At 68.9% G+C, this 24,372-nt stretch carries 23 protein-coding genes; 11 read left to right on the top strand and 12 right to left on the bottom strand.

Annotated features, from left to right (window positions below; genetic code table 11):
• Positions 1 to 19 precede the first annotated feature (19 nt).
• From ABD743_RS10930 to ABD743_RS10910, 5 genes are read left to right on the top strand one after another with little or no spacing between them, the layout of a single operon-like run.
• Positions 20 to 1,309, top strand: a complete 1,290-nt coding sequence (locus tag ABD743_RS10930; RefSeq protein WP_344721334.1) for an ABC transporter substrate-binding protein — start codon at positions 20 to 22, stop codon at positions 1,307 to 1,309.
• Complete coding sequence (locus ABD743_RS10925; RefSeq protein ID WP_344721332.1) at positions 1,306 to 2,262, top strand: carbohydrate ABC transporter permease; 957 nt, start codon at positions 1,306 to 1,308, stop codon at positions 2,260 to 2,262. The genes ABD743_RS10930 and ABD743_RS10925 overlap by 4 nt, the downstream gene beginning before the upstream one ends.
• 1 nt (position 2,263) lies before the next feature.
• Entirely contained in the window at positions 2,264 to 3,142 is an 879-nt protein-coding gene (locus ABD743_RS10920; RefSeq protein WP_344721330.1) for a carbohydrate ABC transporter permease, read from the top strand.
• The gene (locus tag ABD743_RS10915; RefSeq protein ID WP_344721328.1) at positions 3,139 to 5,235 is read left to right on the top strand and encodes an alpha-galactosidase; all 2,097 of its coding nucleotides are present in this window, start codon (positions 3,139 to 3,141) and stop codon (positions 5,233 to 5,235) included. The genes ABD743_RS10920 and ABD743_RS10915 overlap by 4 nt, the downstream gene beginning before the upstream one ends.
• A complete protein-coding gene (locus ABD743_RS10910) occupies positions 5,232 to 6,107 on the top strand; it encodes a hypothetical protein (protein ID WP_344721326.1) in 876 nt (291 codons plus the stop codon). Before ABD743_RS10915 ends, ABD743_RS10910 begins: the two co-directional genes overlap by 4 nt.
• Before the next feature lie 9 nt (positions 6,108 to 6,116).
• Here the strand turns inward: ABD743_RS10910 and ABD743_RS10905 are convergent, their stop codons facing one another.
• The 3 genes from ABD743_RS10905 to ABD743_RS10895 all read right to left on the bottom strand — a co-directional run bounded on the left by ABD743_RS10905 (position 6,117) and on the right by ABD743_RS10895 (position 10,248).
• Positions 6,117 to 7,736 (bottom strand): flavin-containing monooxygenase, encoded by a 1,620-nt coding sequence (locus ABD743_RS10905; protein ID WP_344721324.1) that lies wholly within the window; start codon positions 7,734 to 7,736, stop codon positions 6,117 to 6,119.
• Between the two features lie 115 nt (positions 7,737 to 7,851).
• Entirely contained in the window at positions 7,852 to 9,018 is a 1,167-nt protein-coding gene (locus ABD743_RS10900) for an LLM class flavin-dependent oxidoreductase (protein ID WP_344721322.1), read from the bottom strand.
• 30 nt (positions 9,019 to 9,048) lie between these two features.
• Positions 9,049 to 10,248 (bottom strand): serine hydrolase domain-containing protein, encoded by a 1,200-nt coding sequence (locus ABD743_RS10895; RefSeq protein WP_344721320.1) that lies wholly within the window; start codon positions 10,246 to 10,248, stop codon positions 9,049 to 9,051.
• 213 nt (positions 10,249 to 10,461) lie between these two features.
• On the opposite strand from ABD743_RS10895, the gene ABD743_RS10890 reads away from it, so the two are divergent.
• From ABD743_RS10890 to ABD743_RS10875, 4 genes are all read left to right on the top strand, one after another.
• Positions 10,462 to 11,124: a TetR/AcrR family transcriptional regulator gene (locus ABD743_RS10890; protein ID WP_344721319.1), complete on the top strand. Its 663-nt coding sequence runs from the start codon at positions 10,462 to 10,464 to the stop codon at positions 11,122 to 11,124.
• Positions 11,125 to 11,190: 66 nt separating this feature from the next.
• Positions 11,191 to 12,024 (top strand): helix-turn-helix transcriptional regulator, encoded by an 834-nt coding sequence (locus ABD743_RS10885; protein ID WP_344721317.1) that lies wholly within the window; start codon positions 11,191 to 11,193, stop codon positions 12,022 to 12,024.
• On the top strand, positions 12,021 to 12,377 hold the full coding sequence (locus tag ABD743_RS10880) for a response regulator transcription factor (protein ID WP_344721315.1): 357 nt from the start codon (positions 12,021 to 12,023) through the stop codon (positions 12,375 to 12,377). The genes ABD743_RS10885 and ABD743_RS10880 overlap by 4 nt, the downstream gene beginning before the upstream one ends.
• A 354-nt stretch (positions 12,378 to 12,731) precedes the next feature.
• The gene (locus tag ABD743_RS10875; RefSeq protein ID WP_344721313.1) at positions 12,732 to 13,961 is read left to right on the top strand and encodes an IS256 family transposase; all 1,230 of its coding nucleotides are present in this window, start codon (positions 12,732 to 12,734) and stop codon (positions 13,959 to 13,961) included.
• A 269-nt stretch (positions 13,962 to 14,230) separates the two neighbouring features.
• On the opposite strand, the gene ABD743_RS10870 is transcribed toward ABD743_RS10875, so the two are convergent.
• From ABD743_RS10870 to ABD743_RS10860, 3 genes are all read right to left on the bottom strand, one after another.
• A complete protein-coding gene (locus tag ABD743_RS10870; RefSeq protein ID WP_344721451.1) occupies positions 14,231 to 15,226 on the bottom strand; it encodes a zinc-dependent alcohol dehydrogenase family protein in 996 nt (331 codons plus the stop codon).
• Positions 15,227 to 15,305: 79 nt separating this feature from the next.
• Positions 15,306 to 15,656 (bottom strand): helix-turn-helix domain-containing protein, encoded by a 351-nt coding sequence (locus tag ABD743_RS10865; protein ID WP_344721449.1) that lies wholly within the window; start codon positions 15,654 to 15,656, stop codon positions 15,306 to 15,308.
• 40 nt (positions 15,657 to 15,696) lie between these two features.
• Positions 15,697 to 15,957, bottom strand: coding sequence for a hypothetical protein (locus ABD743_RS10860; protein WP_344721457.1), 261 nt, complete (start codon positions 15,955 to 15,957; stop codon positions 15,697 to 15,699).
• Positions 15,958 to 16,447: 490 nt separating this feature from the next.
• Between ABD743_RS10860 and ABD743_RS10855 the strand changes: the two genes are divergently transcribed.
• Together ABD743_RS10855 and ABD743_RS10850 are read left to right on the top strand one after the other, a co-directional pair.
• Positions 16,448 to 17,008 carry an LLM class flavin-dependent oxidoreductase gene (locus ABD743_RS10855; protein ID WP_344721311.1) on the top strand — a complete coding sequence of 187 codons (561 nt, stop codon included), beginning with the start codon at positions 16,448 to 16,450 and terminating at the stop codon, positions 17,006 to 17,008.
• A gap of 153 nt (positions 17,009 to 17,161) precedes the next feature.
• Positions 17,162 to 17,779 carry a hypothetical protein gene (locus ABD743_RS10850; RefSeq protein ID WP_344721309.1) on the top strand — a complete coding sequence of 206 codons (618 nt, stop codon included), beginning with the start codon at positions 17,162 to 17,164 and terminating at the stop codon, positions 17,777 to 17,779.
• Positions 17,780 to 17,853: 74 nt separating this feature from the next.
• On the opposite strand, the gene ABD743_RS10845 is transcribed toward ABD743_RS10850, so the two are convergent.
• The 6 genes from ABD743_RS10845 to ABD743_RS10820 are packed head-to-tail and all read right to left on the bottom strand — an operon-like array spanning position 17,854 to position 24,050.
• Positions 17,854 to 18,834, bottom strand: a complete 981-nt coding sequence (locus ABD743_RS10845) for an ABC transporter substrate-binding protein (RefSeq protein ID WP_344721308.1) — start codon at positions 18,832 to 18,834, stop codon at positions 17,854 to 17,856.
• 43 nt (positions 18,835 to 18,877) lie between these two features.
• A complete protein-coding gene (locus ABD743_RS10840) occupies positions 18,878 to 19,888 on the bottom strand; it encodes an ABC transporter permease (protein WP_344721306.1) in 1,011 nt (336 codons plus the stop codon).
• On the bottom strand, positions 19,885 to 21,435 hold the full coding sequence (locus ABD743_RS10835; protein WP_344721304.1) for a sugar ABC transporter ATP-binding protein: 1,551 nt from the start codon (positions 21,433 to 21,435) through the stop codon (positions 19,885 to 19,887). Before ABD743_RS10835 ends, ABD743_RS10840 begins: the two co-directional genes overlap by 4 nt.
• Positions 21,432 to 21,836, bottom strand: a complete 405-nt coding sequence (locus tag ABD743_RS10830) for an RbsD/FucU family protein (RefSeq protein WP_344721302.1) — start codon at positions 21,834 to 21,836, stop codon at positions 21,432 to 21,434. The genes ABD743_RS10835 and ABD743_RS10830 overlap by 4 nt, the downstream gene beginning before the upstream one ends.
• A complete protein-coding gene (locus ABD743_RS10825; RefSeq protein ID WP_344721300.1) occupies positions 21,830 to 22,771 on the bottom strand; it encodes an amidohydrolase family protein in 942 nt (313 codons plus the stop codon). Before ABD743_RS10825 ends, ABD743_RS10830 begins: the two co-directional genes overlap by 7 nt.
• Positions 22,764 to 24,050, bottom strand: coding sequence for an L-fuconate dehydratase (locus ABD743_RS10820; protein WP_344721298.1), 1,287 nt, complete (start codon positions 24,048 to 24,050; stop codon positions 22,764 to 22,766). Before ABD743_RS10820 ends, ABD743_RS10825 begins: the two co-directional genes overlap by 8 nt.
• Between the last annotated feature and the right edge of the window lie 322 nt (positions 24,051 to 24,372).

Genomic DNA, 24,372 nt, shown 5'->3' with positions numbered 1-24,372 from the left:
GGCGCGCTGGAGGTTGCACATGACCACGCCACCGTTCTCCCGTCGCTCGTTCCTGCTCGGCGCCGCGAGCCTGACCACCGTGCCGCTGCTCGCGAGCTGTGTCGGCTCCGGTGCGGGTGGCGGGGCAGGCGGCGGTGGCGGGGCCACGACGCTGACCCTGCAGTCGTGGATCCAGGACGCCGGGCCGAAGGCGGCGCTGGAGAGCGTGGTCGCCGCCTTCGACGGGCAGCCGGTCACGTTGAACTCGGTGGCCACCGAGCAGTTCCGGGCGCAGCTCTCGACGTACCTGTCCAGCGCCACGCCCCCCGACGTGCTCGGCTGGTACGCGGGGTCGGTCGCGAACTCCTATGCGGAGGAGGGGCTGCTGCTCGACGTGTCGGAGCTGTGGGCCCCCGGCGGATCGTGCGCCGGGTTCTCCGATGCACTTCGCACCCTGTCGACGTCCGCGGACGGCAAGGCGATCTTCGTGCCGACGAACTACTACTGGTGGTCGATCTTCTACAAGAAGTCGGCGTTCCAGCAGTGGGGCGTGCAGCCGCCGACGACGTGGGACGAGTTCATCGCCCTGTGCGACGGACTCAAGGCCCGCGGCGTCCACCCGCTCACCAACGGCATCGGGTCGACCGCCTGGATGTCGGCGGGCTGGTTCGACTACCTCAACCTGCGGATCAACGGTGCCGCCTATCACCGTGAGCTCCTCGCGGGGAAGCACTCGTTCGAGGACCCGCAGGTCACCGCCGTGCTGGAGCAGTACGCCCGGCTCGTCCCCTACTTTCACCCCAACCAGACCTCCTGGGACGCACAGCAGGCCGTCACGCCCATGGTCAACAACGAGGCCGCGATGTACCTGGTCGGGGCGTTCTGCACGGAGTACTTCCCCGAGGACCAGCGCGACGATCTCGACTTCTTCTCGGTGCCGACGATCGACCCGTCCGTCCCCAGCGCCGAGGAGGCCCCCACCGACGGGTTCTTCGCCGCGGCCAACAGCCAGAACCCCGAGGGCGCCAAGGCGCTGCTGTCCTACCTCGCGTCGGCGCCCGCGCAGCAGTCCTTCATCGAGAAGTCGGGGTCGTCGAACCTGCCCACCTCGCCGGACGTGGACGCGGCGCAGTTCAGCCCGCTGGTGAAGAAGGGCATCCAGCTGCTCAACGAGACCGACGAGATCACGCAGTTCTTCAACCGCGACTCCAGTGACGCCCTGCAGACCACCGCGGATGCCGCGCTCACGCAGTTCATCGCGAACCCCTCGGACGTCCGCGGCATCCAACGGCAGTGGCAGCAGGCCGCCCAGCAGGTCTTCTCGTCATGACCCCGTTGCAGGCGCCCCAGCTGCAGCAGGCTCCGCCGCGTGCCGCGCGGACGCGCGGCACTGCCGGACGGGACCGTCGGGGGCCGCTGCGGCGGGTGCCGCTTCTCGTCTGGGTGTTCCTGCTGGTGCCGCTGGCCGTCGAGGTGTTCTGGGTGATCTGGCCCGCGATGAACAGCTTCTCGCTGTCGTTCACGAGCTGGAAGGGCGTCGGCGCCGCCGAGCCCGTCGGCCTCGAGAACTACCAGCGGCTCGCCTCCGACCCGATCTTCCTCACAGCACTGCGCAACAACGTGATCTGGGTGATCGGGTTCGGCGGCCTGTCGGTGGTGGGCGGGCTGGCGCTCGCCGTCGCGCTCAATCGTCCCGGTCGTGGGGTGGGGTTCTACCGCAGCGCGATCTACCTGCCGATGGTCATCTCGCTCGCGGTGACGGGGCTGTTCTGGCGCGTGATGTACCAGCCGGACGGACCGATCGACGCCGGCCTCGGCGCGCTCGGCCTGGACTGGCTGCAGCGGCAGTGGCTCGCCGACCCCGAGACCGCGCTCTACGCGGTGCTGATCGCCGCGGTCTGGCGGCAGGTCGGCTACATCATGGTGCTGTACCTGGCCGGGCTGAAGGGCACGGATCCGACGCTCGAGGAGGCCGCGGCCGTCGACGGCGCGAACGCGTGGCAGCGGTTCTGGCGGATCGTGATGCCGCAGCTGCGAGGCGTCAACACGGTGGTCTTCGCGGTGACGGTGATCGACTCGCTGCGCACCTTCGACATCGTGTGGGCGATGACTCGCGGTGGTCCCTACAACACCACCCAGCTGCTGTCGACGTACATGTTCCAGCAGGGGTTCACGCTGGTGAACCTCGGCTACGGGTCCGCGATCGCAGTGGTGATCTTCCTTCTCGCGATCGCGTTCATCATCACCTACCTCGCCCGCCAGGCACGTGCGGAGGAGAACTGAGATGGCCGTCGTGACCTCCACGCCGGACGCCACGCAGGCCCCGGGCCCGGTCCGCAGGACACCCGGCTCGCGATCGCCGTGGTTCCACGTCGTCATGATCCCGTTCACGATCCTGTGGCTCGCACCGATCGTCTTCGTGCTTCTCATCGCGCTGCGGACCTTCGACGACATCGCCGCCCGCGGGCTCGGTGCGCTGCCGGGGAGCCTGTCCCTCGACGGCTTCGCCGGCGCCCTCGCCGACGGCAAGGTGGGCCGTGCGCTCGCCAACAGCGCGATCGTCACCGTGTTCGCCGTTGCGGCGTCGCTGGCGCTCGCGTCCGCCGCGGCCTACGCCCTCAGCCGGTTCCGCATCCCGTTCCGGCGCACGCTCCTGCTGATCATGCTGGCGGGGAACCTGCTCCCGCCGCAGATCCTGCTCATCCCGGTCTCGCGCATCGCGCAGGACCTGGGCATCTACGACACGCTGTTCGCTCTCGTGGTCGTGCAGGTCGGCTTCGGGCTGGGCTTCTACACGTTCGTCCTGCACGGGTTCATGCGGGCGCTGCCGACCGAGGTATTCGAGGCCGCGCTCCTCGACGGGGCGGGGTCGGGCCGCACGTTCTGGAGCATCGTGCTGCCCCTGTGCCGCCCGGCGCTCGCCGCGCTCGCTGCGCTCGCCACCACGTGGATCTTCAACGACCTGATCTGGGCGATGACCGTGCTGCGGACCGAGGCACAGTTCCCCATCACCGCCGCACTGCTCAACCTGCAGGGCGGCTTCTCCAACTCGTGGAACGTCATCGCGGCGGGCTCGCTCGTCGCCGCCGTTCCCACGGCGATCGTGTTCTTCGTCTTCCAGAAGCAGTTCGTCTCGGGTCTTCTGGTGGGGTCGAACAAGTGACGGAATGGGAACTGCCGACGGCCCGGTCCGTGTACATCGTGGCCGAGACGGACGCGGGTCTCGTCCTGCGGCATTGGGGCGATCCGGGGCGGCGGCGCGAGTTCGCTCCCCCGGCCCGCACGCCGTTCGAGGCGCCCACGGACAAGGTCCCGCTCGAGTTCGCTGCGGCGGGCACCCGGCACGCCCAGTTCGCCGAACTTCTCGTGCAGGGACCCGACGGCGTGGACGGAGCGCTGCTGCGGCTGGTTCCCGGTTCGGTCGCCGTGGCCGACGACGGGCGAGACGCCGAACTGACGGCGCTGCTGCGCGACGCGGGCGCGGGCGTCGAGGTGGAGCTGCACATGCGCACATCACGTGAACACGAGGTCGTCGAGCGGTGGGCGCGGGTGCGCTCCACGCGCGCAGTGGGCGAGCTGTGCCTGACCAGGGCGTTCGGCGCCGCCTGGAACGTCCCCGTCGGGCCGGGTGCGCGGGTGGCGGAGCTGGTCGGCACGTGGTCGCGGGAGTTCACCCCGGTCGAGGTGGACCTGCCCGCCGGTCAGCTGAGCCTGGGGAGTCGGCAGGGAATCACGTCGCACCTGTACTCACCCGTCGTGGCTCTGCGCGCCCGCGACTCCGACGACGGCTGCGAGGCGTACGGGGTCGCGTTGGCATGGAGCGGGTCGTGGCGCATGGTCGTCGACGCCGTGCCGTTCCGCGATGTCGTCCGGGTCGGCGGTGGCGCCGACGACGAGACCGCCGTGATCACGCTCGCGCCCGGCGAGGAGTTCGAGACCCCGCACCTGCTCGGAGCCTGGAGCCCGGGCGGCCCGGACGGGCTCGCCGATGCGTGGCACGAGTACCAGCGCGGCCGGCTCGCCCGCAGCACCGGGCCAGAGCACCGCCCGATCGTCTACAACTCCTGGTACGCCACCGGGTTCGACGTCCGGGTCGAACACCAGCTGGCACTGGCCGACGTGGCCGCGGACGTGGGTGTCGAGGTGTTCGTCGTCGACGACGGCTGGTTCACCGGGCGCACCAGCGACCGCGCGGGGCTCGGTGACTGGTACGCCGACCCGTCGAAGTTCCCTGAAGGGCTCGGGCCGCTCGTGAAGGGTGTGCTCGACCGCGGGATGCGGTTCGGCCTCTGGGCCGAGCCGGAGGCCGTGAACCCCGACAGCGACCTGTTCCGCGCCCACCCCGACTGGGTCTACCGCGCGGGCGACCGGCCGCTCACGACCATGCGCAACCAGTACGTGCTCGACCTGGGCAGACCCGAGGTCGAGCAGTGGGCCGCCACGATGCTGCGCAGGCTGCTCACCGAGCACCCCGTCAGCTACCTCAAGTGGGACATGAACCGCGCGGTGAGCGACGGCGGCAGGCCCGGCGACCCTCGGGGGCGCGAGTGGTCGCTGCAGCACACCCGCGCCTACCACCGGTTGATGACGGTGCTGCGCGAGGAGTTCCCGCACGTCACGGTGGAGGCCTGCGCCGGGGGCGGCGGGAGGGTCGACAACGCGGTGCTCGCTCTGTCCGATGTGGTCTGGCCGAGCGACGAGACCGGGCCGCGGGACCGTCTCGCCGTCCAGCACGGGTTCCTGTCCGCGTACCCCCCGCACGTGATGAGCTCGTGGGTCACCGACGAGCCCGACCGCCTCGACACGGCGCCCGCGAGCCTCGAGTTCCGGTTCGTCGTCGCGATGGCCGGGGCGCTCGGCATCGGTGCGGACCTGCTGGCCTGGGACGAGGCGACGCGCGCCAGGGCGCGTGAGCTCGTGGCCCTTTACCGTGACATCCGCGAGGTCGTGCACACCGGTGAGGTCCGCCGCCTCGGGCTGCCGTCCGACCCCGTGTACGCCGTGCAGTACACCGCGGCGGACGCCTCACGCGTCATCGTGCTCGTCACGGCCCGGCCGGGTGCGGGCCGTGGCGACGCGCCCGTCCGGTTGCCGCTCACCGGACTTCGCGACGAGGCCCGCTACCGGGTGCACGCCGGTGGAGGGACGGTCGGGTGCGGGGTGCTGGCCGGCCACGAGCTCACCGGCGCCGGGGTGCCCGTGCCGTTCGCGCTGGCCCCCGACTGCGACGTCGTCGTGCTGGACCGGCTGCCGTGACGGGGGCCGAGGTCTGGCCCCCGGGGGATCCGGCGTGGCAGCCCCGACCCCTCGCGGTTCGGACCGACCTCGGTCTGGGCGGGCGGTGGACCGCCCTACGCTCCGCGGCACGTGACGGGGTTCCCGAGCGGGAGTGGCTGTGGCGCAACCCCGACCCGGGGGTAGCCCCTGCGAGAGCCGCGGTCCGGCTCGGGGCGGCGTTCGTCGATGCGGGCGGGGTCGAGGAGTGCTTCCCCACCGTGCGCGGCTTGCCCGACCACGGTGCCGCATGGTCGCAACCGTGGACGGCGGACGAGGGCAGGCAACAGGTCCGAGCCGGCGACCTCTGCCTTGCCCGGCGGATGCGCACCGACGGGTCGCTCGCGGTCGACTACACCGTGACGGGACCGCCCGGCACCCCGTTCGTCCACGCGGTGCACGCCCTGCTCGATCTCTCACCCGCGGCGCGCCTGCACGTCCCGGAGGCCCGCACCGCGCACGTGCTCGACCACCCCGTCGACGGGGCCGTCGCCGTGTTGCCCTGGCCGGCCGGGACAGGCGCGACGCCCCTGGACCGGCTCGGCCCCGACGACGGCACGGCCACCGCGGCGCTGCTGCCCGGCTGCAGCACGGCCGCAGTCGTCGACGGTTCGGACGCCCTCGTGCTGCGCTGGCGCGTCACGGAAGGCGACCCGGCCGCCACCTGCTCGCTCCTGCTGTGGCGCAACCTCGGCGGATGGCCCGCAGCGCGGCCCTACCGGTCGATCGGCATCGAGCCGATGGTCGGGACCATCGCCACCCTCCAGGGCTCCGGCCCCGGACGGCCCGCGTCCACCGGCGTGGGCGGGGGGTTGTGCTGGGAGCTCACGATCACCGCGTGGCGGCAGAGCTGAACGATCTGCCTATGCGGTCCGCACGAAGCCGGCGTATCCGGATTCGACCTGCTCGGTGCATCGTCGGATGTACTGGTCGAAGCCACCGACATACATCATGAACACCCTCGGCTTCCCCGGGATGTTCGCGCCCATGTACCACGAGTCGGCCCGCTTGAAGAGCGTCATGTCGGCCGCCTTCTCCATCTCCACGGCCCAGCGGTCCTCCCAGTCCGGGGTGGTGTCCACCCGCGTCCGGCCGTCCTTCTCCATGTTCTCGATGAACCGCACCACCCAGTCGACCTGCCACTCCCCACCGGTGATCATCTGCGCCAACACCGACGGGCTCCCCGGGCCGTGGATCATGAACAGGTTCGGGAACCCCGCAACGAGGAACCCCAGATAGTTCGTCGGCCCGTCCCGCCACTTGTCACGAAGATCTCTCCCCCCGACACCGGTCACGTTCATCCGGGTCAACGACCCCGTCATCGCGTCGAACCCGGTGGCATAGATCAGGATGTCCAGCTCGTACGAGCCCGCCGTCGTCACCAGCCCACCCGGGGTGACGGCCGTGATCGGGTTCGTCCGGACATCGACCAGGGTGACGTTGTCCCGGTTGAACGCCTCGAAGTACCCGGAGTCGATGCAGATCCGCTTGGTCCCGATCGGATGCGTGTTCGGGCACAGCAGTTCGGCGACCTCAGGATCCCGCACCGTCTGACGGATCTTGTTGCGGACGAACTCGGCCAGGATGTCGTTCGCCGCGATGTCGCGAGCGGTGTCGGTGAAGCAGCGCATCAGCCTGAACCCGCTCCTCGAGTTCCACGCCTCCTCCATGAGCCGCTCCCGCTCCTCGGGCGTGAAGTCGAACACCGACCGATCCGGCATGTCGAACAACCCCGCCGAGGCACTCTGCAGCATCTTGGCGCGCCGCTCGGGATAGTTGTCCTTCCACTCCCGCTCGTAGTCAGGGTCCAGCGGACGGTTGCGCGAGGGCATGCTGAAGTTCGCCGTGCGCTGGAAGACGTAGAGGTGGTCCGCGGTCTCCGCGACCACCGGGGTGACCTGGATCCCCGTCGACCCGGTCCCGATCAGCCCCACCCGCTTCCCGTGGAAGTCCACACCCTCCTTCGGCCAGTTCGACGTGTGATACGACTGCCCACCGAACGACTCCACCCCCGGCCACCGCGGAATGTTCGTCGCATCCAGGCTCCCCGTCGCCGCCACCACATACCGGCACACGACGTGATCACCCCGATCGGTGTGCACATGCCAGCGGTTCTCGTCTTCGTCGTAACGCAGCCGGTTCACCACCGAGGAGAACCGGATCCGTTCCCGAAGCCCGAACCGATCCACCACGTGGTTCGCGTACGCCTCGAGATCCTCCTGCGGCGAGAAGTACTCCGGCCACCGCCACTCCTGCTGCAGATCCTCGTCGAACGAGTAGGAGTACTGCATGCTCTCGATGTCCACCCGAGCGCCCGGATAGCGGTTCCAGTACCACGTCCCACCCACACCATCACCGGCCTCGAAACACACCACCCTCGCCTCGAGACCACGCAGCCGATGCAACGCATAGATCCCGCTGAACCCGGCACCGATCACCACGATGTCGGCCGTTTCAGCCGGGGCTTCTGCTGCCGTCGACATGAGTACCTCCACAACGTTGCTCGTCGGAAGACGTGGGGCGTTCGTGCCCGCGCAGGCACGGCAGGAGACGGCCGCCGGTGCCGCCGCGGAGACGACACCGGCGAAGCCCCGAACGTCAGATCGAGGCGGCGGCGCCGTAGACGATCGGCTCCTCGAGCGGGACGGCCTGGACAGCGGGCAGGACCTCACGGGCGAACAGATCCGTGCTCTTGGCAGCGACGTCCCTCGGCATGTCCCCGTAGCGCATCACGAGCATGAACTCCTCGGGGTGGAAGGCCGCGGCGATGCCGCGCATCTTCTCGATGCACTGCTCGGGGGTTCCCCAGACGTGGTTGGCCAGGTACGCCTCGCCCATGGCCTTGGCGGCGTCGCCGGTGCCTCGCAGACTCGTCGACTGGGCGGCGTAGTGCTCGTAGCCCTTGGTCGATCTGAAGTGATCGCTGTCGAGCTCGTAGTTGCGCCGGGCGCTGTCCGCGTACTGCGGGATGTACCGGCGAGCCCCCTCTTCGGCCTCCTGCTCGGTCTCCCCGCAGAAGACGTTCATGTGGATGCGCGGACGCGCGGGCGCGTGCCCCGCCTCGGCGCGAGCTCGGGCGAACTCCTCGAGGTCGGCGTGGTACTCGGCCCAGGCCCGCTGCGGAATGATCAGGGGCTTGAGGCCGTACCGGGCGCCCACAGGTGCCGAGGACGGGCTGCCCCACGAGAAGTGGAAGTTGCCGATCAGGGCCTGGGGGTTCTTCGGCCGCGGGCGCATGGTGACGTTCTCGAAGTCGTAGTGCTTTCCGTGGAAGCTGAACGACTCCTGGGTCAGCGCCAGCTGCACGACCTGGATCGCCTCGTCGAACCGCTCGCGGGACTCCCCCATCTCGAATCCGAGCTGGCGGAACTCGCGGCGCGCGGCGCCGCGCCCGAAGCCGATGTACGGCGTGCGGCCCCGAAGTTGGTACTGCAGGGTGGTGATGTCCTCGGCCACCCGCAGCGGGTGGTGCCATGGCAGGACGACGACCATCGTCCCGACGTCGATGCGTGAGGTCGCCCCGGCGATGAACGACAGGAGCTGCACCGGGTTCGGGATCATCGTGTACGGGCTGATGTGGTGCTCCACCGTCCAGAGCGAGTCCCAGCCCTGGTCCTCGGCGGCAAGCGCCGTGTCGAGCTCCTCCTCGTAACGCGTGATGTCGCTCTGCGGGTCGATGTCCGGGGCGTTCCCGCCACGCTCCTTGGCCTCGTAGCGATCCCAGTCCGCGTAGTTCTGGAAGAACATCGTCATGCCGACACGCACGGATCTACCTCCTGTTGGTGGTGAGCGACCTCAGGCCAGGGCTCGGCGCAGGGCGTCGATCACCGCGGCCGTCCGGGGCTCTCCGGTCAGCGACGCTCCCAGCTGGTTCTGCACGTAGCCGAACCCGACCTCGGAGCCGACGTCGCCGAAGCCCAGTGCGCCTCCCGCTCCGGCGTGCCCGAACGATCCCTCGCCCAGCAGAGGTGCGGCCTGCGTGCTGAGCTGGAAGCCGATCCCGAACCGGCTCTCGCCGATGGTCACCCCGTCGGGGCCGCGTACCTGCTCCACGCGCGCCCGGGCGAGCGCCGCCTCGGACAGCACGCGTCGACCGTCCACCTCCCCGACGCAGGCGGCGTACAGACGGGCGAGGGATCGGGCGTTGGTGATCCCGTTGGCGGCCGGCAGTTCCGCGGCATACACCGACGGGGCGTTCCACGTCTCCGCGTGCGGTGTCGGAAGCGCGCCGTTCGTCGAGAGCGCGCGGGAGAACATGCTCGACGGGTCGCTCATCGCCGCGACGACCTTCAGCGCGCGCTCCTTCACGTCCGGGTCGGTGATGGCGTCAAGGGCGTTCGGGTCGGGGACGCCGTCGATGAGCGGCGCGACGGAGCCCACGCGATCCGCGGGGAGCCCGATCCAGAAATCCAGGCCGAGTGGCCCGGCGATCTCGTCGGCGAACACCGTGCCCAGCGAACGACCGGTCGCCCTGCTGACCAGCTCACCGACGAGCCATCCGAAGGTCAGGGCGTGGTAGCCGTGCGCCGAACCCGGCTCCCACATCGGCTTCTGCCGTGCCAGCACCTCGACGACGGGCGTGCCGGCGAGCAGCTCGTCGCGGGTCAACGGCTCGGACGGCACGGGGAGCCCGGCCTGGTGGCTGAGCAGCTGTGCCACGGTGATCCGGTCCTTGCCCTCCGCCGCGAACTCCGGCCAGTAACGGCTCACCGGCGCGTCCGGATCGAGAACGCCCTGCTCCGCGAGGCAGTTGACCAGAACGGCGGTGGCGCCCTTCGTCGCCGAGTAGACGAGACCCACGGTGCCGCGCTCCCAAGGCCGTCCGGTCGCGGGGTCGGCGATTCCTCCCCAGAGGTCGACGACGAGCTCGCCGCGGACGTAGACGGCGAGCGACGCTCCCACGTCACCGCGCTCCCGGAAGTTCGTCTCGAACTCCTCGCGGACCTCCTCGAAACCAGGCCGGATAGTCCCGTCGATCTGTAGATCCTCGATCACGCTCGCCCTTTCCCGAACACTTTCGACGACGGACTCGCGCCATTCCGCGCAATGCAGAACAGAACCTTTCAGAGCAGGGCTCATTGCACCGCGGCGACCCTCTCGGCCGGGTTGTCGCTCACGTCGATCAAGACTAGAAAAAACTGATCGGGGCTGGGTACCCCCGAAAGTGACGAAGGTGGGCGAGGGCACATCGGTCCGTAGACTCACCGCATGCACTCCGACGGCCCAGGAGAGACCGAGCCGCGCATGTCGATGCGGGTCAAGCAGAAGGCGATGACCCGCAGGCTGCTGCGTGACGCCGCGGTCGAGCTCTTCGCGGCCAAGGGATACGGACCGACCACGATCGACGACATCACCTCGGCCGTCGGAGTCAGCCGCGCCACCTTCTACCTGCATTTCGACGGCAAGGCCCGCATCGTCGTGGAGGTCTACGAGCAGGTCGTGATGCCGGAGACCCTGGAGTTCTACCGCCGGCTCGACGCTCTGAAGGGGGCAGGCGGCGAACCCCTGCGGCAGTGGCTCGACACGGCCATCGGTTTCTTCGAGCGGCATCGCGACGTGCTGCGGTTCGCCGCTGAAGCCATCTCGATCGACCCGGGTCTGGAGGACCTGTCGGCGTCGAAGATCCTCGATCGCTGCGCCGAGGCGATGCCCCGCTATCTCGGCCGGTGGACGGGCACCGACCGCGAGCAGGCGCAGCTCCGCCTGGAGCTGCTGATCCTCCAGCTGAGCACGTTCTGCCGGCTCTGGGTCGACGGTCACTGGCCCGTCAAGCGGGACGTGATGCTCGACGTGCTGCTCGATCTCTGGACGCACGGGCTCCGTGCGGACGACGCGGGCAGAGACTCACTGGTCGCACCGTCACTCAGTTGACGCTCCGTCAGTGAGTTCATACTGTGCAGCTACGAGCACGTGCAGCCACGACGAAGTGGAGCTGCAATGCCACAGTTCACAGGCGCCCACCAGTCCGCACTGAGGCGCACCGTCATCGGCTGCCGGAAGCTGACCGGCCTGCCCGTGGTCTTCGCCGGGCCGGTCGACTCCGCCGGCGTCGTCCTCAACGAGTCGTCCGGCATGAGAACCGGGGCCCTCGACGGTCTGCTCGTGGCTCGCGACTCCGGGCTCGGCGGACGAGCCGTCCAACTCGGCCGGGCCATGTCGGTCCACGACTACAGCGCCGCCGAGACCATCAGCCACGACTACGACCAGCAGGTGAACGCCGAGGGCCTCGTGTCGCTCGTGGCCATCCCGGTCTCGACCGGGCGAGGGGTGCGCGCGGTCCTCTACGGCGCTCTGCGTCGGCGTGGCCCGATGGGTGATCGCACCATCGGACAGCTCAGCGACGCGGCATCGGCGCTGGCGCGGGAGCTGACACGCCGCGACGACGAACTCGCAACACCCGACACCGGGGGGCCGACCGACGTGCCGACGGACTCCCGAGGCGAACTCCGCTCGCTGGTCGCCGAGGTGTGCGAGGTGGCTACCCGGATCGATGATCCCCGCCTGAGCACAGAGATCGTGACCGCATGCCGCCGCCTCCAGGAGGCGTCGCGGCTCCGTGGTCGTCGCACACCGGGGCCGTCCCTGTCCCCGCGTGAGCTCGACGTCCTCGGCCTTGCCTCGGCAGGCTGCCGGAACGAGGAGATCGCCGACATGTTGACGATGTCGACCACGTCGGTGAAGGCCCAGTTGCGCTCGGCGATGCGCAAGTTCGGCGTGCATTCCCGACATGCCGCGGTGAGTGCCGCACGCGCGAACGGCCTCATGCGGTGACCTCCACCGCCGGTGCCGAACTGGAGGAGGCGCGACACCTGTTCGCCCTGCTCCGCACGGCCTCCGGCGCGGTCACCGACCCGGCGCTGCGGGCACGCATCGCGGATCTGGCGAATCGGCTGGTCGCCGCCCTGCGCGATCCCGCGGAGGCCGGGGACACGACGCTGTCGGCGCGTGAGATCGACGTGCTCGCACACGCAGCCGTCGGGCGCCGCAACAGCGAGATCGCCGAATGTCTCGCCCTCTCCGGCGAGACCGTGAAGAGCTATCTCCGCAGTGCGATGACAAAGCTCGACGTCCACTCCCGACACGCCGCCGTCGACAGCGCACGACGCGCAGGCGTCATCCCTTGAGCCTGTCGCAGGTTTCGGCGGCGCGGATCGCGAGGGATGGCGACGCCCCGCATTCCGTCGCCATCCCTCGTTGAGCGCGATCTCATGAGATCGACCCCGCCGCCCGATCTCATCCGAACGCATGCCCAACTCTGAGGCAGAGGCAGCGCATGTCGCACCCGTGGTTGACCAGGGCACTGCCCCCAGAGATCTAGAGCCTGCACGTGGGTGCGGGTTCGGACATCCTCGGCGGGTCACGTCCCCGCTGTTGGTGTAAGTCCGGGGTCCTGTTCGGCGTGCCTGGGCACGTAGGAGGGGCCACCGCGTGAGTCTCTGCAGGAACCCGCCAAGGAACCCGTAGAGAGGCACAACGCGATGGCCCTGGATCAGTCTGCCCTGCTCGAAGTCCTGGATGCGCTCAAGGCCGCCGATGTCGGTGATCGTGTCCGCGCCGCGGCCGAGACGGTCTATCAGGCGTTGATCGAGGCCGAGTTGACCGAGACGATCGGTGCTGCGGTGCACGAGCGCAGCGACACCCGCACCGCGCACCGCAACGGCCACCGCACCCGCACCCTGTCCACGACGGCGGGGGATCTGGAGCTGCGGATCCCGAAGCTGCGCACCGGATCGTTCTTCCCCAGCCTGTTGGAGCGGCGCCGGCGGGTGGACCAAGCCCTGTTCGCGGTGGTGATGGAGGCCTACCTGCACGGGGTGTCCACCCGCAAGGTCGACGACCTGGTCAAAGCCCTCGGCGCCGACACCGGGATCTCCAAGTCGGAGGTGTCGAGGATCTGCGCGGATCTCGACACCGAGGTCGGCGCGTTCCGCGACCGGTCCCTGGCCCAGCAGCAGTTCCCCTACGTCTTCCTCGATGCGACCTACTGCAAGGCCAGGGTCAACCACCGCGTGGTGTCCCAGGCCGTGGTGATCGCCACCGGTGTCCGTGCCGATGGCTGGCGCGAAGTCCTCGGGTTCGCCGTCGGCGACTCCGAGGACGGCGCGTTCTGGACCGCGTTCCTGCGCACCCTCAAAGCCCGCGGCCTGGGCGGGGTGCAACTGGTCATCTCCGACGCCCACACCGGACTCAAGCAAGCCATCTCTGCGGTCCTGCTCGGCGCGGCCTGGCAACGCTGCCGGGTGCATTTCCTGCGCAACGTCTTGGCCCAGGTCCCCAAAGGCTCCGCGGAGATGGTCGCCGCGGCGATCCGCACCATCTTCGCTCAACCCGACGCCGCGCACGTCCACGAGCAGCTCGGGGTGATCGCCGGCATGCTCGGGCGCCAATCAGTGAAGGTCGAAACGATGCTGCGCGACGCTGCGGAGGACCTGCTCGCGTTCACCAGCTTCCCCACCGCGCACTGGAAGAAGATCTGGTCCACCAACCCCCTCGAGCGACTCAACAAGGAAGTCAAACGCCGCACCGACGTCGTCGGCGTGTTCCCCAACCCCGAAGCCCTGCTGCGCCTCGCCGGCGCCGTCCTGGTCGAGGCCCACGACGAATGGCAAGCCACCGACCGCCGCTACCTCGGCGAAGCCACCATGACCCTGCTCGCCAGCCCGCCACCCAAGCAGAAACTGGCCACCCCAGAGCTGATGACGGCATGATCTGAGCTGCAGAGCCTCACCCGGACCGAGCTACACCACTCGGCGGGACGTGACCTCCTCGGCGCCGGGACGACGACCCCCCGCCGGGTCGGCTGGGCGCGGATGGGGGCAGAGATCACGACAGGCAGCCCTCCTGTCCGATGGCGGAGGGGCACGGTCGGCTCCGGGGCCATCGATGATGCATCACCAGGGTGTAGCCGGCACCGGCGTTGACGAGCGCAGCACCCCTCAGGCTGCGTCTGCCGAGCACCGGAGGGGCATAGGCGGAACTACTGCCTTCCGGGAACAAGAGCAACTTTTCCTTGCCGACCTGTCGATTCCGACTCGATGACGGCGGGGATGATCTCGTCGAGCGAGTATGCGCGGCCGGGACTGGTCTCGAGGACTCCGTCGCCGATGAGCGAAACGAGGTCCTCGGCCAATTGCCGTCGTGCGGCATCCCCGAGTCGGGGCAACCAGTAGCCGAGCCAGAAGACTTCCAGGATCCGCCGGCCCGAGAGAACGTATCTCGGATCATCACCCATTCGGATCGGCTCCCCGGTCAGCGAGCCGTACACGAGCATCCTGCCGTCCTCGTGCAGCGCCTTGAACATCTGGGTCCCGGTTTCTCCGACGACCGGATCAATGGCGTACTTGACCCCCTCGGGACCGACGATGCTGCGAACTTGCTCGTCGATCGGCCCGTCGGTGGAGACGATGACGCGGTCGGCTCCGAGGCGTTGCAGGGCGGCGACCGATTCGCGACGTCGAACCACGTTGACGGTTCTGATCCCATCACGCTTCGCCAACCTGATGACCATGCGCCCGAGCTCGGACCCCGCCGCGGATTGGAGTAGCCATTCTCCACGTGGAACTGCCAGCACATGGCGAACCATGAGGATGGCTGCAGCGGGGTTGATCACCAGCGAGGCGACTTGTTCGTCCGGGAGTTCGTCGGGGACCGGGATCAGGTCCCGGCTCGGCACCACGGAATACTCTGCCCAGTTTCCACCTTTCCCGTTGATGACCGATACCCGCTGCCCAGGGGCCAGGCCCTGAACATGTGGGCCGACGGCGTCGATGACGCCCACTCCTTCGAACCCGGCAGGCGCCGGGAACCGAGCTTCGACTCCCGAATATTGGCCCCGAACGTAAAGCAGATCAGATGGGTTCACCGGGCTGGCCAGTATGCGAACCCGCACTTCCCCCGCTCCGGGCTCCGGAACTGGTCGATCTTCGACCGCAAGAACGTCTTTGGGCTCACCGTGCTGCCGGAAACGGATCATCCGCATTACCAGATCCCCTCTCCTGAGCTTGCCTTGACCACCTCGTAGACAATACGTTGCTGCATCAACCGTTTCGACGTCATGGACAGGCCAACTCTGCGACAGTCGCATACTGTTCGGACCCTTGGGGAGCAAGGGCACTTCCCAGGGAATCTGCGAGGCCGGTCCGATGTCCCAGCCCCAGCATGCTGCGTCTGCAGTACTCGAACCGGCCCACTCGGGATGAATCCGCCGGACCTCTAGCCTCCGTGGCCCCTCGACCGCGGGTGACGGGTGGAAGTGTCCTCGAGGTCCAGCTGCTTGCGGGACGTGATGCGGAGCTTTTGAAGATCTTTCGTAGGTGCCACTCGACGGTGTGTGGGCTGATGAAGAGCCGGGCCGCGATCTCCGGGTTGGAGAGCCCCTCGCGGACGAGACGCGCGATCTGCATTTCCTGGACGGTGAGCAGACTCGGTGTTCCGTTGGCACGTTTACGTGCGGTGGCGCCGCTGGCGCGCAGCTCGCGCGCCGCACGCTGGGCGAAGGCCTCCATGCCCATGAGCGTCCTCGACCGCGGCACCTTCGGTCAGCAGCGCCCGCGAGCGGGCCGTGATGCCCAACCCCCACCCGGTGCCGTTGGCGCCGGTCGCCTCCGTGAGCCGCTCGAGGGCGTCGGCAGCGTTGGCGCCCTTCCCGCAGTGAACGGCTGCCTCTATCAGCTCGATCTGCGTGGCCCAGGTGGAGATGCCCACCTTGCCCCTTGCCCTCCGATGAGGTCTTTCGGCGAAATAAATGCGGAGGAGCGGACAATTGCACCGAAACGCGCGATCAATCGAGCTCTTACATATTCCGCGCCTGAAGCGAGATGCTAGTTCTTGGTCACCTCGGCAACCAGCGTGGCGGTGTCCCCGCCGCTGAGAGTTCGCTTGATCGGCAGGTATGTCGCCATGGCCTGCTGGCATCTGCTCTACCGGCTGACAGGAACCCCGCGCTGGGTGGTAACCAGGACACCGCAGGGGCTTGCCCGCTCGTGCACTGCGGCGACGTCGTGATCGCCACGACCGACCTCCTAGGGTGTGCAGATGCCGGTGGACGTCGACGCTCGAGCCCGATTGGACGCGATCGCGGAGGCGACAGTCGAGCAGGCCAAGCAGGGCGGCCCGCGGGCCGTGACGATCCGCACGGTCGCCGCCCGGTTGGGCGGCTCCACCACCAGGGTGACCCACTACGTCCGGACGCGCGGTGAACTGTTCGCCAACGCCGTCCGACGGGTCGAGCAGGAATGGCGCGCGGAACTGCATCCGCGACCTCTGGACCCCGGGCGAGCCCCTGCGGTTCGACGGCACGTACTACCGCCTCGACGGCGCTCCGCGCGGCCCTTTCCCGGTGCACGACGTGCCCATCTGGCTGGGCGCCTACCAACCGCGGATGTTGCGCCTGACCGGACGTGTCGCGGACTCCTGGGTGCCGAGCTCGCCGTACTTCCCGCCGGATCAGCTCGTGGCGGCGAACCAGATCATCGACAACGCCGCCCGCGACGCCGGCCGCGCTCCCGGAGCGATCCGGCGCGCCTACAACATCGGCGGCACCTTCACGAACGACGGCACCGACTTCCTCCAGGGGCCACCGAAGGTATGGGTGGAACAGCTGGCCGAACTCGCGCTCGGCAAGGGCATCAGCACCTTCATCCTCTACCAGGTCGAGTCGGCGGACATCATCCGACGCTTCGCAGCAGAGGTCGTTCCGGCCGTGCGCGAGATCGTCGCCGCGGAACGCACGAAGCCACGCGGGACGCCCGCCTGACAGCTTCGTGATCAGGCAGCTCTTCGTGTCGGCGCATACTGGACTAGTGGTCCTACCCGACGACGACTCCAGCTACCGGACTGAATGGTCGTGGCACGACCTTGCCGCACAGGTGCTCGGAGTAGACGACAGTCGCCGAGCAGCGGACGGGCCATGACACCCGCACGCAATCGCGTCACTCCACTGGGCAATGTTGTAGCGATCCCCCTTCGGGGCGCCTGGACCGGAAACCGCGGCATCCTGCACTCCGACAAGGAGATCGTTCGATTCCACGCGACCGATCTGTGGATCACCTGCGCCCTCCGGTTCCGTGGACGCTGGCGCGAGCAATGGCAGCCTCATCGTTACACGCATTTGTACTTCCATGACGAGGCAGTTTCCTTCGCAGCAGGTCATCGGCCGTGCGCAGAATGCCGCCGGGTCAGCTACAACTGCTATCGCAGCGCGTGGGCCATCGGCCTCGGTGTCGATATGCCATCGGCGACGGAGATCAACCGACAGCTGCATGGTGAGCGGATCGTGCGCGGCACCCATCGTCGACGTACCCACGAGATGCCGTGGGGGGATCTTCCTGACGGGACGTTTGCTCTGCTCGGCGGTTCGCCCGTCGTGGTCATCGGCGAGGAACTGATCGAGTGGTCGTCCGACGGCTACGGCGCGCATCGCCCGCGGCCGGCACACGGATTCGCCGACGTTGTTACGCCACCGTCGACCGTTGCGGTGCTGCGCGCCGGTTACCCGGTTCAGATCGATGACTCCGCGCGGTGCTGACTCTCGGTCGGCATGACCTCGGTGGACGACCCGGTGACCTACCACCAGGCCGTCCACCGCCCGATCGCTGATTCTTACTGGTACAGAACGGCCTTGATGTCCGCGCTGTCGATGTTGCTCTTGTCGTACCAGAAGAAGCCGGTGTCGATCACCTTCGGCAGGGACTCGCCGCGCATCGCCTTCACCGAGGCGTCCACGAGCTGCTCGCCCATGCCGACCGGGTTCTGAGTGATCGCGCCGAGCATGGTGCCGCCGCGGATCGCGTCGATCTGGGCCTGACCCGAGTCGAAGCCGATCACGGTGAGCCCGGTGCGGCCACTCTCCTGCACGCCGCGCACGACGCCGATCGCCGACCCCTCGTTGGAGCCGTAGATGCCCTTGACGTCGGGGTTCGCGGCGAGGATGGCCTTGGTGATGTCGGCCGACTTCGCCTGGTCGCCACCGCCGTACTGCGGCTGGAGCACCTCGATGCCGGGCGCGTTGGCCTTCATCCACTCCACGAAGCCGTCGCGCCGGTCGATCCCGGAGCGGCTCGTCTGGTCGTGAACGACCATGGCGACCTTGCCGGTGCCCCCGAGAGCCTCGGCCATGTGCTTGGCCGCCTCGGCGGCTGCGGCCTTGTTGTCGGTGGCCGCGGTGGTGACGGGGATGTCGCTGTCGACGCCGGAGTCGAACGCCACCACGGGGATGTTCTGGCTCTTGGCCTGCTGCAGCAGCGGCGCTGCGGCCCGGGAGTCCAGCGCCGCGAACCCGAGGACGTCGGGCTGGCGACCCAGCGCGTTGGTGAGCATCGTGACCTGCGCCTCGATGTCCGCCTCGGTGGCCGGCCCTTCGAAGGTGATCCGCACGTTCTGCTTGGCGGCCTCCTGCTCTGCGCCCTGCTTCACGGCCTGCCAGAACTGGTGCTGGAAGCCCTTGGACACGATGGCGATGTAGGGCTGCTCTCCACCTCCACCGCCGCCGGCTGCGTCGGTGGATGAGCCACCGCCGCACGCAGCGGCCGTGAGGGTCACGGCAGCGGCCGCGAGGACCGCCGCGATCCGCTTCATGGGCATGTCGATCGAACTCCCTTGGTCGAACTACGGTGGTTCCGGTGGGTCAGGGTGACGCCCGCTTGCGCGCCATGTCGGCGTAGACGGCGAGGAGGATCACGCAGCCGAGGATCACGTTCTGCCATTCCTGCGGGATGGACATGATCTGCAGTCCGTTGTTCAGCACGGAGATGATCAGCGCGCCGATGACCGTGCCGACGATGGAGCCCTTGCCTCCGGCGAGCGACGTGCCGCCGATGACCACGGCCGCGATCGCCTGCAGCTCGTAGCCCATCCCGGTGGCGGGCTGAGCCGAGCCGAGCCGCGCCGAGATCATCACGCCCGCGAGGCCGGTGAAGAGCCCGGCGAGGGTGTAGATGATGATCTTCCATCGGCGCACGTCGATGCCCGACAGCGCCGTGGCCTCCTCGTTGCTGCCGATCGAGTAGGTGTAGCGGCCGAGCACCGTCTTGTTGAGCAACACTCCGGCAAGCACAGCGACCACGGCGAGGATGAGCACGGCGTTCGGGAAGTTCGCGCCGGGGATGAGGCTGCCGGTCGAGAGGTCGATGTAGCCGGGCGTCTGGTCGAAGTAGATCGGCGTGCTGTCCGACAGCACGAGGGCGAGACCCTGCGCCACGAGCATCATCGCGAGCGTCGCGATGAACGGGGGCAGCCCGAGAACCGACACGTTGAGGCCGTTGATCAGCCCGATCAGGCCCCCGAACAGGATGGCGCCGAGCACGCCGAGCGGTAATGGCAGCCCTGCGTCGACGATCAGCACGCCCGAGATCACCGCGCACAGGGCCATCCCGGTGCCGATCGAGAGGTCGATGCCCCCGGTGATGATGACGAACGTGGTGCCGAGCGCCAGCAGACCGATCACGACCGTCGAGAACAGGATGTTCGTGACGTTGCCGTAGTTGAAGAAGTTCGGGCTGACGATCGAGAAGAACGCGAAGATGACGATGAGGCTCGCGAAGGCCAGGAACTGCTGCAGCCGCTCGCGCAGGGTGCGCCGCACGGCGGCGGGCGCGGCCTCGGGCCGCTCCTGCTCGGTGACGGACGGGGATGTCATCTCGCTCCTGCCTTCGTCGCGGAGTCCTCTGCTGCGCCGTCCGACGAGTCGGGTCGCAGCGTCGCGAAGTGCATGACGCTCTCCTGTGTGGCTTCCTCGGCGCTGAGCCGTCCGGTGATCCGTCCCTCGCTCATCACGACGATGCGGTGCGACATGCGCAGCACCTCCGGGAGCTCGGACGAGATCATGATGATCGACTTGCCCTGGGCCGCAAGCTCGTTGAGGAGGCGGTAGATCTCCTCCTTGGCGCCCACGTCGATGCCGCGCGTGGGCTCGTCGAAGATCAGGACGTCGCAGTCCTTGACGAGCCACTTGGCGATGACGACCTTCTGCTGGTTGCCACCGGAGAGGTTCTTCACGGTCTGGTCGATCGACGGCGTCTTGATCCGCAGGCTTGTCACGAGCTCGTTGGTCTTCGCTCGCATCGCCTTGGAGCGCACGAACCCGAAGGACTGGAACAGGTCGCGGATCGAGCTCAGCACGACATTGGCGTTGACGTCCTGGTCCAGCAGGAGCCCGAGGTGCTTGCGGTCCTCGGACAGGTAGCCGATGCGGTGCTTGGCCGCCTCCGCCGGATTCGTGATGCGGATGAGCTCCCCGCGGAGCGTGATCGTGCCGGACTCGACGGGATCGGCCCCGACGAGTGCGCGGGCCACTTCGGTGCGTCCGGCGCCCATGAGGCCGGCGAAACCGAGGATCTCGCCTTCCTGCAGCTCGAACGACACGTCCTTCAGCAGCGCTTTCGTCGAAAGCCCTCGTACTGAAAGGACCGTCTCGCGGTCGGGACGCACACCCTCCGGCTCGGCATCACTCGTGATCTCGCGGCCGACCATTCGCGCGATCACCTCGGGCATCGACGTGGTCGCGGTGTCGAGGGTGTCGACGTAGCGGCCGTCGCGGATGACGGTGATGCGATCGGAGATGGCCTTGAGCTCGTCCATCCGGTGCGAGATGTAGATGACGCCGGTGTCGGGCTTGCGGAACCGCCGGATCAGGTCGTGCAGGACCTGCACCTCGGCGTCGTTCAGCGCAGCCGTGGGCTCGTCCATGATCAGGACCTTGGCCTCGTACGACAGCGCCTTGGCGATCTCCACCATCTGCTGCCTGGCCACGGTGAGGCTCCCGACGACCTGGCGCGGGTCGAGCGGAAGGTGCAGCCGGTCGATGAGCTCCTTGGCCCGCGCGTTCAGCGTGCGCTCACCGAGGAAGAACCCGGCGCTGCGGGGCTCGCGGCCGATGAAGATGTTCTGCGCGACCGTCAGGTCGGGCATCAGGTTGAATTCCTGGTGGATGATGCTGATGCCCTGCTCGAGAGCGTGCTTCGGCCCCGACACCTGAAGCGGCCGGCCGTCGAGGAAGAACTCGCCTTCGTCCGGGGTGTAGATGCCCGACAGCAGCTTCATCAGCGTCGACTTGCCGGCGCCGTTCTCCCCGACGAGCGCGAGCACCTCGCCGCGACGCAGCTCGATGTGCATGTCCTGCAGCGCCCGAACGCCCGGGAAGCTCTTGCCGACTCCGCGCGCCTCGAGCAGCAACGGCTCGCTCACGACCGCACCACCCCCTTGCGCAGGATCACGTTCCCGTAGACGCGCGTCTCACCGGTGCGCACCACCAGGAACGCCGTCGCGGCGACGTCGTAGAACTCCTGCCGGTCGAGGAAGCGGATCTCGCCCGTGCCCGCGGCCGCGGCCAGCTCGTCCTGTACGGGGAGCCGCGAGCCGTCGGGCGTCGCCATCAGGTCGACGGCGGGAGCGTCATCGAGCGGGACGACCGTGCGCACGGCCGTCAGCAGATCCGGTGTCGCGATCCCCGGGAACAGCAGCAACCTGCTGGCGAGTCGCTCCGCCGGGAAGTGTGCGTCGGCCAGCACGACGGCGTCGGAGTGGCCCATGGCGTCGAGGTGGGCGAGCAGCGGCCCCGTCAGGAGCGGATGGATGCCGGTCAGCACGGTGCCTCCGGTGTGGTCGGCTGCTTGGTCAACACGGACCCGAGACGGTAGACGCGGCACGCCGTCCCCGCGAGGACCGCCTGCTGCTCGTCCGCGGCCAGCTCCCCGACCAGGGCGGACATGACCTCCCAGGTTCCCGCGTACCCCGTGGTCAGGAGCGTCATCGGCCAGTCGCTCCCCCAGATCAGCCGGTCCGGGCCGAACAGGTCGAGCGCCGCGTCCCAGGCCGGGCGCAGCACGTCGGCCGTGAACGGCAGGCCGGGGACCTGTAGCCCGGAGACCTTCGCGACGGTGTTCGGGCGGGCGGCGACCTCCGCGAGCACCGAACGCCACTCGGCGAACTCGGGCCGCCCGTGTGGCGGCTTGCCCAGGTGGTCGAGCACGACCGTCAGCTCGGGGAGCGCCGCGGCCAGTTCGGCGGTGGCGGCGAGGTGGCGGGGCCAGGCGTCGGGCACATCGAACGGCAGACCGCGGGCCGCGAGCAGGCTCAGCGAGGCGCGCACGGTGGGGAGTGCGAGGAAGTCGTCGCGCGGGTCGTCGTGAACGAGATGGCGGACGCCGACGAACGCGGGGTCGGCCGACCAGCGGTCGAGCTGCCCTTCGGCTGCGGCCGGATCGTCGAGCTTCAGCCAGCCGACCACACCCGCCACCCAACGGTGCGCGGCGGCGACCTCCAGCATGAACTCGGTGTCGGCTTCCGAGTCCTCCGCCTGCACGAGGACGGCCCGGTCGACACCGGCTCCGCGTAGCTCGGCGTGCGCCTGCTCCGCGGTGACGGTCGTGTGCAACGGGCCGAGCTCGGGCGTGATCCACTCGTAGGAGCTGCGCTGCAGGTCCCACAGGTGCAGGTGCGCGTCGACCACCGTGATCGGCCGGTCGAACTCATCGGATGTTTCAGCCGTCGTCGACTCGACGCCGGCGCCCACGTCAGCCACGGGTCTCGACGGAGTGCGCTGCGAGCGAGCCACTCCGCATCTCGGTGCCCGCCCCTGGGGCCGTCGGCGCGTGGTATCGGCCGTCCCGCACGTCGACCGGGGTGACGAAGTGCTCGTGCAGGTGATCCACGAACTCGATCATCCGGTCGTCGAGGCTCCCGGACACGGCGACGAAGTCGAACATCGCGAGGTGCTGCACCGCCTCGCAGAGGCCCACCCCGCCGGCGTGCGGGCACACCGGTACCCCGAACTTGGCTGCGAGCAGCAGGATCGCCACGTTCTCGTTGACGCCCGCCACGCGGGTGGCGTCCAGCTGCAGCACCTGTAGCGCGTCGATCTGGAGGAACTGCTTGAACATCACGCGGTTCGCCATGTGCTCACCGGTGGCGACCGGAATCGGTGCGATACCGCTGGCGATCGCCGCGTGTCCCAGCACGTCGTCGGGGCTCGTGGGCTCCTCGACCCAGGCGAGGTCGAAGCTGGCCAGCTCCTTGATCCAGGCGACAGCGGCGTCGACGTCCCAGCGCTGGTTGGCGTCCACCGCGATCCGGATGTCCGGTCCCACGGCGGCGCGGGCGATGCCGAGGCGCCGCACGTCGTCGGCGAGGTCGCCGCCCACCTTCAACTTGATCTGCGAGAACCCCTCCTCGACGGCCTCATGGCACAGCCGGGCGAGCTTCTCGTCGTCGTAGCCGAGCCAGCCCGGCGTCGTGGTGTAGGCGGGGTAGCCGTCGCGGAGCAGCTGCGCCTCGCGCTCGGCGCGGCCCGGCTCCGCGGCGCGCAGGATCTGCAGCGCCTCATCCGGGGTGAGCGCATCGGTGAGGTAGCGGAAATCGATCAGATCGACCAGCTGCTCCGGGGTCATCGCCGCGAGCACTTGCCACAACGGCTTGCCCTCGCGCTTCGCGAGCAGGTCCCACAGGGCGTTGACGACCGCGCCGATCGCCATGTGCATGACGCCCTTCTCCGGGCCCAGCCAGCGCAGCTGCGAGTCGTGCACCAGCTCTCGCCAGGTGCCGCCCATGTCGGCGAGCAGCGCGTCGACGTCCCGGCCGACGAGATGGTTCGCCAGTGCCTCGATCGCGGCCACCTGCACGTCGTTGCCACGACCGATGGTGAAGACGAACCCGTGGCCGACGAGGCCGTCGGTGGCGTCGGTGTGGATCTCCACGTAGGCCGCGGAGTAGTCCGGGTCGGGGTTCATCGCGTCCGACCCGTCCAACATCAAAGAGGTCGGGAACCGCACGTCCGCGGTCTCCAGAGCGGTGATACGGCTCACGCGAAGCCCTTTCTGCCGAGTGCGCGCCCACGGTAGAGATCCGATGTCTGCAACGTCAACAGACGCAAGGTCTCAATCTGGCAGCATGCGCAGAGCTGCCGGAGCCGAGGTCCGCACACATCCACCCTCCGACCCTGCCCGGCGCCTGACCAGGTGAGCACCGGGTAGCGACCGTGCCACCCACCCGCCTGCAGAACCTGGCCGCCCCGGCCGTCCTGGCTGAGCGAGCGGTCGGAGGTATCTCGAGGGACTCCGAACTCGGCGGTGTAGCCCGCGCGCCGCGCCCACGGGGCGAGCGGTGGGCGCGGCTGACAATTCCTGT

The organism is Pseudonocardia yunnanensis (genome assembly GCF_039534065.1).
In the GTDB taxonomy this organism is placed as follows: domain Bacteria; phylum Actinomycetota; class Actinomycetes; order Mycobacteriales; family Pseudonocardiaceae; genus Pseudonocardia; species Pseudonocardia yunnanensis.
Note: the sequence above shows the minus strand (reverse complement) of the source record. Positions and strands in the feature narration are given on the sequence as shown.

Bases quoted from the DNA above. Each gene is read 5' to 3' on its own strand.
- ABD743_RS10930 (WP_344721334.1), top strand. From the start codon at position 20: ATGACCACGCCACCGTTCTCCCGTCGCTCGTTCCTGCTCGGCGCCGCG.
- ABD743_RS10925 (WP_344721332.1), top strand. From the start codon at position 1,306: ATGACCCCGTTGCAGGCGCCCCAGCTGCAGCAGGCTCCGCCGCGTGCC.
- ABD743_RS10920 (WP_344721330.1), top strand. From the start codon at position 2,264: ATGGCCGTCGTGACCTCCACGCCGGACGCCACGCAGGCCCCGGGCCCG.
- ABD743_RS10905 (WP_344721324.1), bottom strand. From the start codon at position 7,736: ATGTCGACGGCAGCAGAAGCCCCGGCTGAAACGGCCGACATCGTGGTG.
- ABD743_RS10890 (WP_344721319.1), top strand. From the start codon at position 10,462: ATGCACTCCGACGGCCCAGGAGAGACCGAGCCGCGCATGTCGATGCGG.
- ABD743_RS10885 (WP_344721317.1), top strand. From the start codon at position 11,191: ATGCCACAGTTCACAGGCGCCCACCAGTCCGCACTGAGGCGCACCGTC.
- ABD743_RS10875 (WP_344721313.1), top strand. From the start codon at position 12,732: ATGGCCCTGGATCAGTCTGCCCTGCTCGAAGTCCTGGATGCGCTCAAG.
- ABD743_RS10870 (WP_344721451.1), bottom strand. From the start codon at position 15,226: ATGATCCGTTTCCGGCAGCACGGTGAGCCCAAAGACGTTCTTGCGGTC.
- ABD743_RS10865 (WP_344721449.1), bottom strand. From the start codon at position 15,656: ATGCAGATCGCGCGTCTCGTCCGCGAGGGGCTCTCCAACCCGGAGATC.
- ABD743_RS10850 (WP_344721309.1), top strand. From the start codon at position 17,162: ATGACACCCGCACGCAATCGCGTCACTCCACTGGGCAATGTTGTAGCG.
- ABD743_RS10845 (WP_344721308.1), bottom strand. From the start codon at position 18,834: ATGCCCATGAAGCGGATCGCGGCGGTCCTCGCGGCCGCTGCCGTGACC.
- ABD743_RS10840 (WP_344721306.1), bottom strand. From the start codon at position 19,888: ATGACATCCCCGTCCGTCACCGAGCAGGAGCGGCCCGAGGCCGCGCCC.